Source organism: Streptomyces sp. MS19 (assembly GCF_047200595.1).
Classification (GTDB): domain Bacteria; phylum Actinomycetota; class Actinomycetes; order Streptomycetales; family Streptomycetaceae; genus Streptomyces.
Genome location: NZ_JBJZOH010000010.1, coordinates 38,339 through 52,203, shown reverse-complemented (window position 1 = coordinate 52,203; position 13,865 = coordinate 38,339). Strand labels below are relative to the sequence as shown.

Here is a 13,865-nt window from a genome sequence, read left to right as displayed (position 1 = left end):
TGTGAACGGCCCGGGGGCTTTGCCGTCGGAACGGCCGGGCACCCCACTCGGGCGGCGGGCCCGGCCGGTCCACCGGGAACGGCCTGCCGCCGTCCTCGCTCACCCGGATGGCGCCGTCGCCGTGGCGGAAGATCCGGCCGGGACGCCGTGGGCCGGTTCAGGACGCACGTGCCGCCGGACAGCACACGGGAGGGCGAACGCGTCCGACCCGTCGGCGCGGACGGCACGGGCGGCGGCGCCGGAGCCGGGGTGGGGGTCGTCCGGGGCATCCCGACCCGAGCCCGTACACCCGACCGGCCCCAGGGGCGCCGGCAGGACGAGGGCGGCCTGCGGCGATCCGCGCGTCCCCGGGACGCAGGCCGCCTCCCTCCTCCGGCATATGGGGGGTTCTCGGCAACATTCCGCCTCAGCGGCGCTCGCCTGGATGCACGAAAGGGACATAAGGGGTGTGATGGTACTCGGATGTGACTTTCGGGATTTCTGAGGAGGCGCCCCATGCGCGGCAGCACCCACCTCACCATGGCCCTCGCCTGCGCGGCGGCCCTCTCCGTGACGGCGACGGCCTGCGGCGGCGACGGCGGCGACTCCGCCGACGCCGGGGCGGGCGACCGCGTGGTGCGTGCCTCATGGGGCGACCCGCAGCACCCGCTCGAACCCGCGAACACCAACGAGGTGCAGGGCGGCAAGGTCCTCGACATGATCTTCCGCGGCCTCAAGCGCTACGACGCGAAGACCGGCGAGGCCAAGAACGCCATGGCCAAGTCGATCGAGACCGACGACCAGCAGAACTTCACCATCACGCTCAAGGACGGCTGGAAGTTCAGCGACGGCACGCCGGTCACCGCGAAGTCGTACGTCGACGCCTGGAACTACGGCGCCAACGCCAGGAACGCCCAGGTCAGCAGCTACTTCTTCCAGTTCATCGACGGCTACGACGCGGTCCACCCCGCCGACGAGGACGCCGAGCCCACCGCCGACACCCTCAGCGGCCTCGCCGTCAAGGACGAGCACACCTTCACCGTCCGCCTCAGCGAGCCGTTCTCCCTGTGGCCCGAGACGCTCGGGTACGCCGCCTACTCGCCGCTGCCCCAGTCGTTCTTCGACGACCACGACGGCTGGCTCGACAAGCCGGTCGGCAACGGCCCGTACCGCATCGACTCCTACCGGCCGAGCCAGAGCATGAAGCTGGTGAAGAACAAGCACTACGCCGGGTCGGACAAGCCCGAGAACGACGGTGTCGAACTGCGCGTCTACACCGACAACAACACCGCGTACACCGACCTCCAGGCCGGGAACCTCGACATCGTCGACGACATCCCCGCCTCCCAGCTCGGCAACGCGGAGAACGACCTCGGCGACCGCTTCATCAACCAGCCGGCCGGCATCATCCAGACCCTCTCCTTCCCCCTCTACGACGAGGACTGGCAGGGCGCGGACGCCGCCAAGCTCCGCAAGGGCCTGTCGATGGCGATCAACCGCAAGGAGATCACCTCGAAGCTCTACCACGACACCCGCACCCCGGCGACGGACTTCACCTCGCCCGTCCTCGGCAAGGACGGCGGCTACAAGAAGAACCTCTGCGGCGAGGCCTGCACCTACGACCCCGACCGCGCCAAGGAACTGATCGAGGACGCCGGCGGCCTGCCGGGCGGCAAGGTCACGATCACCTCCAACGTGGACACCGGCTCGCACCGGCAGTGGATGGACGCGGTCTGCAACAGCATCAACAACGCGCTGGACAAGTCGAAGGCCTGCACGGTCAACCCGGTCGCGACCTTCGCCGACTTCCGCAACCGCGTCGGCGACCACCGGATGACCGGCATGTTCAGGACCGGCTGGCAGATGGACTACCCGCTGATCCAGAACTTCCTCCAGCCGATCTACTACACCGACGGCTCCTCCAACGACTCCGGCTACAGCTCCAGCCGCTTCGACGACCTGGTGGACCGCGCCAACGCCGCGGACGACGAGGACGACGCCATCGGCCTCTTCCAGGACGCGGAGCGTGAGCTCGCCAAGGACCTCCCCGCCATCCCGCTGTGGTACCAGAACGGCACCGCGGGCTACTCGGACCGGCTGAGCGACGTCCGGCTCAACGCGTTCTCCGTCCCCGTCTTCACCGACATCAAGGTGGACTGACTCCGTGGGGCGCTACATCGTCCGCCGACTGCTCCAGATGATCCCCGTGTTCATCGGGGCGACGCTGCTGATCTTCCTGATGGTCTACGCGCTCGGGGACCCGGTCACCGCCCTGTTCGGCGACCGGGCCCCCGACCCGGCGACCGCGCGGGCGCTGCGCCACGAGTTCAACCTCGACAAGCCCCTGTGGCAGCAGTACCTGCTCTACATGGGCAAGATCTTCACCGGCGACTTCGGCACCGCGTTCAACGGGCAGCCCGTCACCGACCTGATGCGGCACGCGTTCCCCATCAGCCTGCGCCTGGCGATCGTCGCGCTCGTCCTGGAGATGCTGATCGGCATCGCCCTCGGCGTCGTCACCGGCCTGCGGCGCGGCCGGGCGGTGGACACCACGGTCCTCGTCCTGACGCTGGTCGTCATCGCGATCCCCACCTTCGTCCTCGGCACGACCGCGCAGTACTTCCTCGGCGTCAAGCTCGGCTGGATCGACCCGGCCGTCAGCCCGGACGCGCCGTTCAGCGAACTCCTCGTCCCCGGCCTGATCCTGAGCCTCGTCTCGCTGGCCTACGTGACGCGGCTGACGCGCACCTCCGTCGTCGAGAACGCCCGCAGCGACTACATCCGCACCGCCGTCGCCAAGGGCCTGCCGCGCGGCCGCATCACCGTGCGGCACCTGCTGCGCAACTCGCTGATCCCCGTCGTCACCTACCTCGGCGCGGACATCGGCACGCTGATGGCGGGCGCCATCGTCACGGAGCGGATCTTCAACATCCAGGGCGTCGGCTACCAGCTCTTCCAGGGCATCCTGCGGCAGAACTCGCCCACCGTCGTGGGCTTCGTCGTCGTCCTCGTCCTGATCTTCCTCCTCGCCAACCTGCTCGTCGACCTCCTGTACGCCGTGCTCGATCCGAGGATCCGCTATGCCTGACCCGCAGGCGCGCCAGCCGCTGGGCGCCCAGGAGGACGCCGCCGCAGGGGGCCTGACGGCCGGGACGTCCGGCGCCACCCCCGAGCCGGGCGCGCCCCACGGCCTGTGGACGGACGCCTGGCGTGACCTGCGGCGCAACCCCGTCTTCCTCGTCTCGGCCCTCCTGATCCTCTTCCTGGTCCTCGTCGCGGTGTGGCCCGGCCTGATCGCGAGCGGCGACCCGAACCACTGCGAGCTGATCCGCTCGCTCGAAGGCCCGTCGTCCGGCCACTGGTTCGGCTTCGACACCCAGGGCTGCGACGTCTACACCCGCACGGTCCACGGCGCCCGCGCGTCGATCGCCGTCGGCGTCTGCGCGACGCTGGGCGTGGCGCTGCTCGGCGCCGTCATCGGCGGTCTGGCGGGCTTCTACGGCGGTTTCCGGGACGCGGTGCTCTCCCGGATCGGCGACGTCTTCTTCGGCATCCCGATGGTGCTGGGCGCCATCGTCTTCCTGTCGATGGTCTCGCTCGGCGGGATCTGGCCGGTCGTCCTCATCATCGCGGCGCTCGGCTGGCCGCAGATCGCCCGCATCGCGCGCGGCGCGGTCATCACCGCCAAGCAGAACGACTACGTGCAGGCCGCCCGCGCCCTCGGCGCGAGCAACACGCGGCTGCTGCTGCGGCACATCCTGCCGAACGCCGTCGCGCCGGTCATCGTGATGGCGACGATCATGCTCGGCACGTTCATCGCCCTGGAGGCCACCCTCAGCTACCTCGGCGTCGGCCTGCGCCCGCCCACCGTCTCCTGGGGCGTGGACATCTCGGCCGCCTCGGACGGCATGCAGTTCCGCAACGCGCCGCACATCCTGTTCTATCCGGCCGCCGCCCTGAGCATCACGGTGCTCGCGTTCATCATGCTCGGCGACGCCGTCCGCGACGCCCTGGACCCCAAGCTCCGCTGACCCGCCGGGAGGCTCCATGCTGCTTGACGTACGCGACCTGCGCGTCGAGTTCCGCACGAGGGAGGGCGTCGTGCGGGCGGTCAACGGGGTCAGCTACTCGGTGGCGGAGGGGGAGACCCTGGCGGTGCTCGGCGAGTCGGGCTCGGGCAAGTCCGTGACGGCGCAGGCGGTGATGGGCATCCTCGACACCCCGCCCGCCCGGGTCACCGGCGGCCGGGTCCTGTTCCAGGGCACGGACCTGCTGACGCTCGGCGCGGAGGAGCGGCGGCGCGTGCGGGGCGAGCGGATGGCGATGATCTTCCAGGACGCCCTGTCGTCCCTCAACCCGGTGCTGCCGGTGGGGTACCAGCTGGGCGAGATGTTCCGCGTGCACCGGCGCGCGTCGCGCAAGGAGGCGCGGGAGCGCGCCGTCGAGCTGATGGACCGGGTCCGCATCCCGGCGGCCAGGGCGCGCGCCGGGGACTACCCGCACCAGTTCTCCGGCGGCATGCGCCAGCGCATCATGATCGCGATGGCGCTCGCGCTGGAGCCCGAGCTGATCATCGCCGACGAGCCGACGACGGCGCTCGACGTGACCGTGCAGGCCCAGGTCATGGAGCTGCTGGCCGATCTCCAGCGGGAGTTCGGGATGGGGCTGATCCTCATCACGCACGACCTGGGAGTGGTCGCGGACGTCGCCGACAAGATCGCGGTGATGTACGCGGGCCGCATCGTGGAGAACGCGCCGGTCGCGGACCTCTACAAGCGGCCGGCGCACCCGTACACCAAGGGGCTGCTCGACTCCATCCCGCGCCTCGACCGCAAGGGGCGGGAGCTGCGCGCGATCAGCGGGCTGCCGCCCAACCTGCTGCGCATCCCGCCCGGCTGCCCGTTCCACCCGCGCTGCCCGCAGGTCAGGGACGTGTGCCGCGTCGATCCGCCGCCGCCGCTGTACGAGGTGACGTACGCGGGCCGGGACGCCGAGGCGCTGCGGGCGGCCGAGCTGATGCCGGACGACCCTTCGGCCCTCGGGCGTTCCAGCGCGTGCCACTTCTGGAAGGAGACCGTCGGTGAGTGAGACGGCGAATGAGGCGGTGGGTGAGCCCCTGCTCGAAGTGCGCGGCCTGATCAAGCACTTCCCGCTGACACAGGGCGTGCTGGTGCGCCGGAGGGTCGGCGCGGTGCAGGCGGTGGACGGTGTCTCGTTCGACCTGCGGCGCGGCGAGACGCTGGGCATGGTCGGCGAATCCGGCTGCGGCAAGTCGACGGTGGCGAAACTGTTGATGCACCTGGAACAGCCCACCGGGGGACGCATTCTCTACAAGGGCGAGGACATCGCCGGGCTGTCCGGCCGTGCCCTGAAATCCGTGCGCCGAAACATCCAGATGGTTTTCCAGGACCCCTATACTTCGCTGAATCCGCGGATGACCGTCGGTGACATCATCGGGGAGCCGTTCGACATCCATCCGGAGGTCGCACCAAAGGGGGACAGGCGCCGCCGGGTGCGGGAACTCCTCGATGTGGTCGGGCTCAATCCGGAGTACATCAACAGATATCCGCACCAATTCTCCGGCGGGCAGCGGCAGCGTATCGGCATCGCGCGCGGACTCGCGCTGCGGCCTGAAGTGATCATCGCGGACGAGCCGGTCTCCGCGCTCGACGTCTCGGTGCAGGCACAGGTCGTGAACCTGATGGAGCGGCTCCAGGACGAGTTCGGCCTCGCCTATCTCTTCATCGCGCACGACCTTTCCGTGGTCAGGCACATCTCCGACCGGATCGCGGTGATGTACCTGGGCCGGATCGTGGAGACCGGAACGGACCGGGAGATCTACGAACACCCCACGCACCCGTACACGCAGGCGCTGCTGTCGGCGGTGCCGGTGCCCGATCCGGGGGCGCGGCGGCGGGAGCGGATCATCCTCGCCGGCGATGTCCCCTCGCCCGCGGACCCGCCGTCCGGATGCCGGTTCCGCACCCGGTGCTGGAAGGCGCAGGACCTGTGCGCGGAGGTCGATCCGCCGCTCGCGGTACCGGTGGCGTTCGCGAAGGCATCGGGCCCCGCGGCCCACGATTCGGCCTGCCACTTCGCCGCCGAGGAGCCCGCCGCGTCGGCGGCCTGAACGGCAAAAACGCCTGGACAGTGACCGGGGTGGCACCGCTTGGAAGCGGTGCCACCCCGGTCTACGGCACCCGCACGGCCGTACCGCCCCAGTCTGGGGCGTTCGCATATCGCGAAGGCGTCACCGGTGTTGCCTCCGCGTTAAAAGACATGGTCCCCACTTAGCGGCACATTCCGGAAATCCGGAATCGTAGTCAAGCACGCTACGGGCTCGATCTGCATAAGTCTCACCCATGAATGGACTGTCATAGGTTTATACCATTGCTAACTCTTGACGGGAAAGTCTGTGCCTTGCCACAGTCGCGATCTACACGCATCGCATGCAGGTCCATCCCGCCGGGGGCGCCGAGATGTCCATTGCAACCAAGCCCGTCGAGGCCGAACTCGTCGGCCGCTCGCCAGGGCAGCTGATGTGGCGCCGCTTCCGACGTGATCGGATAGGCGTCATATCCGCCCTGATCGTGGCGTTCTTCTTTCTGGTGGGACTGCTCGCGCCGGTCATTTCGTGGCTGTACGGCAAGGACCCCTACACCCGTTATGGGCAAGTTCGGCCCGAGCTGCTCAACGACTACGGCTATCCGGTCAAGCCCAACGGCGGGATCGACGGCGAGTTCTGGTTCGGTCTCGAACCGAGCACCGGACGCGACGTATTGACCGAACTTCTCTACGGAATCCGCACATCGCTCTTCATCGCCCTGGCGGTGACGGTCCTCGCCGTGCTGACGGCGATCGTCCTCGGCATCGCGGCCGGCTACCTCGGCGGTGTGTGGGACTTCCTGATCAGCCGCACGACCGACCTGCTCATGGCCTTCCCCCAGCAGCTGTTCTTCGTGGCCTTCCTCCCGATCACGACCAGCCTGTTCGTGGACCCGAGAGAGGAGACACCGGTCTGGATCAAGGTCGTCTCGATCATCGTGGTGCTGTGGGCCCTGGGCTGGATGACCCTGGGCCGCATCCTGCGCGGCGTGACCCTGACGCTGCGGGAGCGTGAGTTCGTCGAGGCGGCCAAGGTCAGCGGCGCGTCGTCCTGGCGCATCATCCGCAAGGAACTGCTGCCCAACGTGGTCTCGCCCATCCTCGTGCAGGCGACCTACATGCTCCCCTCCTTCGTGACCACGGCGGCGGCCCTGTCCTTCCTCGGCGTCGGCATCACCGAGCCCACGCCCGACTGGGGCCGGATGTTCGCCACCGCCGCCCAGGTGTACCGCAGCGACATCACCTACATGTTCTTCCCCGGAGTCTCGCTGGTGATCTTCGTCGTCGCCTTCAACCTCCTGGGAGACGCGGTCCGGGACGCCTTCGACCCGAAGACCGTGCGATGACCGGCACGACCTCTCACAACGAACGGGCAGGTGCCAAGGAACCCATGAGCAAGCGAACAGCGCACAGAAGGCGCACGGCGGGGGTGGCGCTCGCCCTCGCCGGGGCCCTGGTCCTCAGCGCGTGCAGCAGCGGCGGCGGAGGCGGGGGCGACCCCGAGGGTGAGGCGAGTGCCGGCCCGGAGGTGTCCGCCGCCATCACCTTCGGCGACGAGGCCGCCTCGACAGGACCCGCCGAGGAGGTCCCCGGCGCGGCCCCTGGCGGCACGATCCACGTGCTCCAGGAGACCGCGCCCGACCACCTGGACCCGGGCCAGGTCTACGTCTCGCACGAGTCGAACATCACGCGCCTGCTCCACCGTGGGCTCACCGCGATCCGCCTCGACAACGAGGGGAACTACAGCGTCCTCGGCGACCTCGCCACCGACGCGGGCCAGGTCAGCGACGAGGGCCGCACCTGGACGTACACCCTCAAGGACGAGATCTTCTTCAACGACGGCACGCCGATCACGTCCGCCGACCTCCGGCACACGTTCGAGCGCATGTTCGCCCCGTTCATCACCCAGGGCCCCAACTACATCCAGGGCTGGCTGGCGAACGACCCGAAGGAGTACCGCGCGCTGCTGCCCGACGGACCCTTCGAGGGGGAGCACCTGCCCGACTCGATCCTGGAGACCCCGGACGAGCGCACGATCGTCTTCCACTTCGAGGAACCGCAGAACGACCTGCCCTACGCCCTGGCCACGCCGGGCTACGGCGTCGTCTCCGAGGCGGGCGACACGCGGGAGCAGTACGACCAGGAGCCGGTGACGTCCGGCCCCTACCAGATCGAGGACTTCCGCCCAGGACGCTCCATGACGCTGACGCGCAACGAGTACTGGGACCCGGCGACCGACCCGGCGCGCAACGCCTACCCGGACCGGTACGAGATCTCGTTCGGCCACACCCGCGAGGACACCACCGCCCGGCTCATGGCCGACAACGGTGACAACCGGACGACCGTGACGTTCAACAACGGCCTGGACGCGGGCAACGGCCCCTCCGTCGTGGAGGACCCGCAGTACCAGGACCGCCTGATCGACGGCTACCAGCCCTACGTCTGGAGCCTCGCGATCAACCAGGACACCGTCACCGACCGCCGCATACGCGAGGCGATAGCCCTGGCCGTGCCGCTCAACGGCGTCCGCGCCGCGTACGGCGGCGCGCTCGGCGGCGAGTACGCGGGCAGCCTGATCAGCCCGCTGCTGCCCGGCCGCGAGGACGACTACGACCCGTTCGGCAAGGTCGCCAACCCGCAGGGTGACATCGAGGGCGCCCGCGCGCTCCTGGAGGAGGCCGACGCGGTCGGCTACGAACTGAGCTACGTCCACCACACCGCGCCCGAGGACCAGCAGGCGGCCGTCGCCATCGAGGACGCGCTGGAGGAGGCCGGCTTCGTGGTCAACCGCACCGAGGTCCCGCCGGAGACCTACTACGACACCATCGGCGTCGTGGACTCCGGCTACGACATCTACCGCTCCAGCTGGGGCGCCGACTGGCTGTCCGGCTCCACGGTCGTCCCGCCGCAGTACGACGGCCGCCAGATCGCCGACGGCGCCTCCAACTACGCGCACCTGAACGACGAGCACGTCAACTCCGAGATCGACCGCATCCTGCTGATCGAGGACCCGGACGAGGCCGCCCGCGAGTGGTTCGAGCTGAGCAAGTACGTCGTCGAGGACGCCATCGCGTCCGTGCCGGTCATCTACTACCGCCAGACGCTGCTGCACGGTTCGCTCATCGGCGGCGCCGTCTTCAACGACGACGTCGGCACGATCGACATGCAGCGCCTCTACGTCGTCCAGGAGTAGAGCCGGACCCCCGCCCCGCCCGGCCGCCCCGCCCCACGGCGGGCCACCGGGCGGGGCGGCCAGGGCCCCGCACATCCGGCCGGGGGGGGGGGGGGGGGGGGGGGGTGCCCCCCCCCCCCCCCCCCCCCCCCCCCACGCCCCTCGCGATCCCGGGGAAGCGGTCACGCCGCTCCCCCGGCCCCTCAGACGTTGAAGCCGAGCGCGCGCAGCTGCTCCCGCCCGTCGTCCGTGATCTTGTCGGGCCCCCACGGCGGCATCCAGACCCAGTTGATCTTCAGCTCGCTGACCAGCCCGTCGGTGGCCGACCTGGCCTGGTCCTCGATGACGTCGGTCAGCGGGCAGGCGGCCGAGGTGAGGGTCATGTCGATCGTCGCCACATTGGCGTCGTCGACGTGCACGCCGTAGATGAGGCCGAGATTCACGACGTCGATCCCCAGCTCGGGGTCGACGACGTCCATCATCGCCTCGCGGATCTCCTCCTCGCTCGCCGGCGCCGTCGCGGTCGTCCCGGTGTCACTCACAGCTTCTCCCTCTCCAGTGCCTGCGCCGTCGCGTCCTTCCACGCCATCCAGCTGAGCAGGGCGCACTTCACCCGCGCCGGGTACTTGGAGACGCCGGCGAACGCGACCGCGTCCTCCAGCACCTCCTCCATCGCGTCGTCCGGCTCGATCTGCCCCTTCGACTGCATGAGGTCGAGGAACGTCGCCTGGATGGCCATCGCCTCGGACAGTTCCTTGCCGACCAGCAGTTCGTTCAGCACGGACGCGCTGGCCTGGCTGATGGAGCAGCCCTGTCCCTCGTAGGAGACGTCGGCGACGGTCTCCCCGTCGTACCGGACGCGCAGGGTGATCTCGTCACCGCACGTCGGGTTGACGTGGTGCACCTCGGCGTCGCCCCGGCGCAGGCCGCGCCCGTGCGGGTGCTTGTAGTGGTCCAGGATCACGTCCTGGTACATCGATTGCAGCTGCACGTCATCCGCCCTCGTGTTCCGCCCTTGTCATCCGAAGAAGCCACGCACGTACTCAAGGCCCTCGACCAGGGCGTCGACCTCGGCCGGGGTGGAGTACAGGTAGAACGACGCCCGCGTGGTCGCCGGAATTCCGTACCGCAGGCAGACGGGCCTGGCGCAGTGGTGCCCGACGCGCACGGCGATGCCCTGCTCGTCCAGCACCTGCCCGACGTCGTGCGGGTGGATGTCGCCCAGGGTGAACGAGATGGTGGCGCCCCGGTCCTCGGCCGACGTGGGGCCGACGATCCGCAGCCCCGGCACCTCGGCGAGGCGCCCGAGCGCGTACCCGGTGATCGCCCGTTCGTGCGCCTCGATCCGGTCCATGCCGACGCCGGTGAGGTAGTCCACGGCCGCGCCGATGCCCACCGCCTGCGCGATCGGCGGCGTGCCCGCCTCGAACTTGTGCGGCGCGGGGGCGTATGTCGAGTGCTCCATGGAGACGGTCTCGATCATCTCGCCGCCGCCGAGGAAGGGCGGCAGGTCCTCCAGCAGCTCCTGCCGTCCCCACAGCACGCCGATGCCGGTCGGGCCGAGCATCTTGTGGCCGGTGAAGGCCACGAAGTCGGCGCCGAGCGCCTGCACGTCGAGCGCCATGTGCGGCGCCGCCTGCGAGGCGTCGACGACCACCAGCGCGCCGACCTGCTGGGCGCGGCGGACGATGGCCTCGACCGGGTTGTGGGTGCCCAGGACGTTGGAGACCAGGACGAACGAGACGACCTTGGTGCGCTCGGTGATGATCTCGTCGATGTCCGACAGGTCGAGCCTGCCGTCGTCGGTGAGGCCGAACCACTTCAGCTTCGCGCCCGTGCGCTGCGCGAGCAGCTGCCACGGGACGATGTTGGAGTGGTGCTCCATCTCCGTGATGACGATCTCGGTGGAGGAGTCGACGCGGTAGGGGTCGTCGGCCCAGCCGAGCATGTTGGCGACCAGGTTGAGGGACTCGGAGGCGTTCTTGGTGAAGATCACCTCGTCGCGGCTCGGCGCGTTGACGAACGCGGCGATCTTGTCGCGCGCGCCCTCGTACAGCGCCGTGGCCTCCTCGGCGAGCACGTGGACGCCGCGGTGGACGTTCGCGTGGTGCCGCTCGTAGTACTCGCTCAGCGCGTCGAGGACCTGGCGCGGCTTCTGGGAGCTGGCCGCGTTGTCCAGGTAGACGAGCTTCTTGCCCTCGTGGACCGTGCGGTCGAGGATCGGGAAGTCCTTCCGGATCGCCTCGGTGTCCAGGAGACCCGGCAGGTCGTGGCTCATGCGGTGCCGCCTCCCTTGGTGTACTGCTCGTAGCCCTCGGCCTCCAGCTTGTCGGCCAGTTCGGCGCCGCCGGACTCGACGACGCGGCCCGCCGCGAAGACGTGGACGTGGTCGGGCTTGATGTACCGGAGGATGCGCGTGTAGTGCGTGATCAGCAGGGTGCCGACCTCGCCGGTCTCGCGGACGCGGTTGACGCCCTCGGAGACGATGCGCAGCGCGTCGATGTCGAGGCCCGAGTCGGTCTCGTCGAGGATCGCGATCTTCGGGCGCAGCAGCTCCAGCTGGAGGATCTCGTGGCGCTTCTTCTCGCCGCCGGAGAAGCCCTCGTTGACGTTGCGCTCGGCGAAGGCCGGGTCCATCTCCAGCCGGGCCATGGCCTCCTTGACCTCCTTGACCCAGGTGCGGAGCTTGGGGGCCTCGCCGCGTACGGCGGTGGCGGAGGTGCGCAGGAAGTTGGAGACCGAGACGCCGGGGACCTCGACCGGGTACTGCATGGCGAGGAAGACGCCGGCGCGGGCCCGCTCGTCCACGGACATGGCGAGGACGTCCTCGCCGTCCAGGGTGACGGTGCCGCCCGTGACGGTGTACTTGGGGTGGCCGGCCAGCGAGTAGGCCAGGGTGGACTTGCCGGAACCGTTGGGGCCCATGATGGCGTGCGTCTCGCCCTGTTTCACGGTCAGATCGACCCCGCGCAGGATCTCGGTGGGTCCGCCCTCGGCGTCGACGGAGACGTGCAGGTCGTGGATCTCAAGCGTTGCCATGGTGCCTTCAGGACTCCTGGGTGACGGAGACGAGCACGGCCGCGTCGGGGCCGTCTCCCTCGATCTTGACGGGGTAAACGGGAATGGGCCGGGTGGCGGGCAGCCCGGAGGGCTTGCCCGTGCGCAGGTCGAAGCTGGAGCCGTGCAGCCAGCACTCGATCTGGCAGTCCTCCACCTCGCCCTCGGAGAGGGAGACGTTCGCGTGGGAACAGATGTCGTTCACCGCGAAGACGTCGCCCTCGGTGCGGACGACGGACACCGGGACGCCGCCGAGCTCGACCCGGAGCGGGACGTCCGGCTCCAGGTCGGCCAGCGCGCAGGCGCGCACATAGCCTTCCGTGGTGCCGCTGCCTTCGGTGGCGGTCATGCGATGGACGCCTCCAGTTCGGCCTGGAGCTTGGCGACGAGCCGCTCCTCGACGTCGGGGACGCCGATCTGCTGGACCAGCTCGGCGAAGAAGCCGCGCACCACCAGGCGCCTGGCCTCCTCGGCGGGGATGCCGCGCGCCATCAGGTAGAACAGCTGCTCGTCCTCGAAGCGCCCGGTCGCCGAGGCGTGCCCGGCGCCGACGATCTCGCCGGTCTCGATCTCCAGATTGGGCACGGAGTCGACGCGGGCGCCGTCGGTGAGGACGAGGTTGCGGTTCAGCTCGTACGTGTCCGTGCCGGTGGCGGCGGCGCGGATGAGGACGTCGCCGACCCACACCGCGTGCGCGTCGGTGCCCTGGAGGGCGCCCTTGTACGCGACGTCGCTGCGGCAGTTGGGTGCGTTGTGGTCCACGAAGAGCCGGTGCTCGTGGTGCTGGCCGTTGTCGGTGAAGTAGAGCCCGTAGAGCTCCGCCTCGCCGCCGGGGCCGGCGAACTCGATGTGCGGGTGCAGCCGGACGAGGTCACCGCCGAAGGTGACGACGACGGACTTGAACGTCGCGTCGCGGCCGACCGAGACGCTGTGCTGCGAGCAGTGCACCGCGGTGTCGGCCCAGTCCTGGACGCTGACGAACGTGACCTTCGCGCCGTCGCCGATCTGGAACTCGACGTTGGCGGCGCGCACGGCGTCACCGGTGTGGTCCACGACGATCACGACCTCGGCGAACCTGCCGACCTCGAAGATCGTGTGGCCGTAGGTGGCGCCGCCCTCGCCGTGCAGGACGAGCCGCACCGGCTCGGTGTGCACGCTCTCGGCCGGGACGGAGACGACGGTGGCCTTCTCGAAGGAGCTGAACGCCTGCGCCGCGACGCGGTCCACCGGCGTGCCGGCGCGGCCGACCCGCGGGTCGTCCCGGCCGACCGTGGTGGCCGTGACGCCCTCGGGCAGCGTGAGGTCCGCCTTGAGGGACCCGTCGGCGACCGCGGTGCCGTCGTGCAGGCCGCGCAGCCGTTCGAGCGGCGTGAACCGCCACTCCTCCTCGCGCCCGTGCGGCACGGGGAAGTCCGCGACGTCGAAGGACGGCGGGGCGCTCATCCGGGTCGCGACGGTGGACTCGGCGGCCACCGCGACCGACCCGCCCGCGCTGGCGCCTGCCGGAATACTCTGGGCATCGGCCATGGGTCTCGTCGTGCTCACTCTCTTG

The 13,865-nt window shown here is 69.9% G+C and carries 13 protein-coding genes; 7 read left to right on the top strand and 6 right to left on the bottom strand.

The annotated features are described in order from the left end of the window. Window positions 1-495: 495 nt before the first annotated feature. The 7 genes from ACL02R_RS13010 (at window position 496) to ACL02R_RS12980 (ending at window position 9,277) form a co-directional block, all read left to right on the top strand. Window positions 496-2,139 carry a peptide ABC transporter substrate-binding protein gene (locus tag ACL02R_RS13010; RefSeq protein WP_412797029.1) on the top strand — a complete coding sequence of 548 codons (1,644 nt, stop codon included), beginning with the start codon at window positions 496-498 and terminating at the stop codon, window positions 2,137-2,139. Window positions 2,140-2,143: 4 nt separating this feature from the next. Then, on the top strand, window positions 2,144-3,067 hold the full coding sequence (locus tag ACL02R_RS13005) for an ABC transporter permease (protein WP_412797028.1): 924 nt from the start codon (window positions 2,144-2,146) through the stop codon (window positions 3,065-3,067). After that, window positions 3,060-4,010: an ABC transporter permease gene (locus tag ACL02R_RS13000; protein WP_412797027.1), complete on the top strand. Its 951-nt coding sequence runs from the start codon at window positions 3,060-3,062 to the stop codon at window positions 4,008-4,010. The genes ACL02R_RS13005 and ACL02R_RS13000 overlap by 8 nt, the downstream gene beginning before the upstream one ends. A gap of 16 nt (window positions 4,011-4,026) precedes the next feature. Then, window positions 4,027-5,067, top strand: a complete 1,041-nt coding sequence (locus ACL02R_RS12995) for an ABC transporter ATP-binding protein (RefSeq protein WP_412797026.1) — start codon at window positions 4,027-4,029, stop codon at window positions 5,065-5,067. Continuing rightward, window positions 5,060-6,109: an ABC transporter ATP-binding protein gene (locus ACL02R_RS12990; RefSeq protein ID WP_412797025.1), complete on the top strand. Its 1,050-nt coding sequence runs from the start codon at window positions 5,060-5,062 to the stop codon at window positions 6,107-6,109. The genes ACL02R_RS12995 and ACL02R_RS12990 overlap by 8 nt, the downstream gene beginning before the upstream one ends. A gap of 349 nt (window positions 6,110-6,458) precedes the next feature. After that, entirely contained in the window at window positions 6,459-7,430 is a 972-nt protein-coding gene (locus tag ACL02R_RS12985; protein ID WP_412797142.1) for an ABC transporter permease, read from the top strand. 44 nt (window positions 7,431-7,474) lie between these two features. Continuing rightward, the gene (locus tag ACL02R_RS12980; protein WP_412797024.1) at window positions 7,475-9,277 is read left to right on the top strand and encodes an ABC transporter substrate-binding protein; all 1,803 of its coding nucleotides are present in this window, start codon (window positions 7,475-7,477) and stop codon (window positions 9,275-9,277) included. 182 nt (window positions 9,278-9,459) lie between these two features. On the opposite strand, the gene ACL02R_RS12975 is transcribed toward ACL02R_RS12980, so the two are convergent. From ACL02R_RS12975 to sufD, 6 genes are read right to left on the bottom strand one after another with little or no spacing between them, the layout of a single operon-like run. Further along, entirely contained in the window at window positions 9,460-9,798 is a 339-nt protein-coding gene (locus ACL02R_RS12975; protein ID WP_362966666.1) for a metal-sulfur cluster assembly factor, read from the bottom strand. Beyond that, the gene (sufU, locus tag ACL02R_RS12970; RefSeq protein ID WP_412797023.1) at window positions 9,795-10,247 is read right to left on the bottom strand and encodes a Fe-S cluster assembly sulfur transfer protein SufU; all 453 of its coding nucleotides are present in this window, start codon (window positions 10,245-10,247) and stop codon (window positions 9,795-9,797) included. The genes ACL02R_RS12975 and sufU overlap by 4 nt, the downstream gene beginning before the upstream one ends. Window positions 10,248-10,274: 27 nt before the next feature. Continuing rightward, entirely contained in the window at window positions 10,275-11,534 is a 1,260-nt protein-coding gene (locus ACL02R_RS12965) for a cysteine desulfurase (RefSeq protein ID WP_412797022.1), read from the bottom strand. Then, complete coding sequence (gene sufC / locus ACL02R_RS12960) at window positions 11,531-12,295, bottom strand: Fe-S cluster assembly ATPase SufC (RefSeq protein ID WP_362966672.1); 765 nt, start codon at window positions 12,293-12,295, stop codon at window positions 11,531-11,533. Before sufC ends, ACL02R_RS12965 begins: the two co-directional genes overlap by 4 nt. A 7-nt stretch (window positions 12,296-12,302) precedes the next feature. Further along, a complete protein-coding gene (locus tag ACL02R_RS12955; protein ID WP_412797021.1) occupies window positions 12,303-12,662 on the bottom strand; it encodes a non-heme iron oxygenase ferredoxin subunit in 360 nt (119 codons plus the stop codon). Then, complete coding sequence (sufD, locus tag ACL02R_RS12950; RefSeq protein ID WP_412797020.1) at window positions 12,659-13,840, bottom strand: Fe-S cluster assembly protein SufD; 1,182 nt, start codon at window positions 13,838-13,840, stop codon at window positions 12,659-12,661. The genes ACL02R_RS12955 and sufD overlap by 4 nt, the downstream gene beginning before the upstream one ends. Window positions 13,841-13,865: the final 25 nt, after the last annotated feature.

Coding starts and splice junctions, on each gene's coding strand:
- ACL02R_RS13010 (WP_412797029.1), top strand. CDS start 496: ATGCGCGGCAGCACCCACCTCACCATGGCCCTCGCCTGCGCGGCGGCC.
- ACL02R_RS13000 (WP_412797027.1), top strand. CDS start 3,060: ATGCCTGACCCGCAGGCGCGCCAGCCGCTGGGCGCCCAGGAGGACGCC.
- ACL02R_RS12995 (WP_412797026.1), top strand. CDS start 4,027: ATGCTGCTTGACGTACGCGACCTGCGCGTCGAGTTCCGCACGAGGGAG.
- ACL02R_RS12985 (WP_412797142.1), top strand. CDS start 6,459: ATGTCCATTGCAACCAAGCCCGTCGAGGCCGAACTCGTCGGCCGCTCG.
- ACL02R_RS12980 (WP_412797024.1), top strand. CDS start 7,475: ATGAGCAAGCGAACAGCGCACAGAAGGCGCACGGCGGGGGTGGCGCTC.
- ACL02R_RS12965 (WP_412797022.1), bottom strand. CDS start 11,534: ATGAGCCACGACCTGCCGGGTCTCCTGGACACCGAGGCGATCCGGAAG.
- sufC (WP_362966672.1), bottom strand. CDS start 12,295: ATGGCAACGCTTGAGATCCACGACCTGCACGTCTCCGTCGACGCCGAG.
- ACL02R_RS12955 (WP_412797021.1), bottom strand. CDS start 12,662: ATGACCGCCACCGAAGGCAGCGGCACCACGGAAGGCTATGTGCGCGCC.
- sufD (WP_412797020.1), bottom strand. CDS start 13,840: ATGGCCGATGCCCAGAGTATTCCGGCAGGCGCCAGCGCGGGCGGGTCG.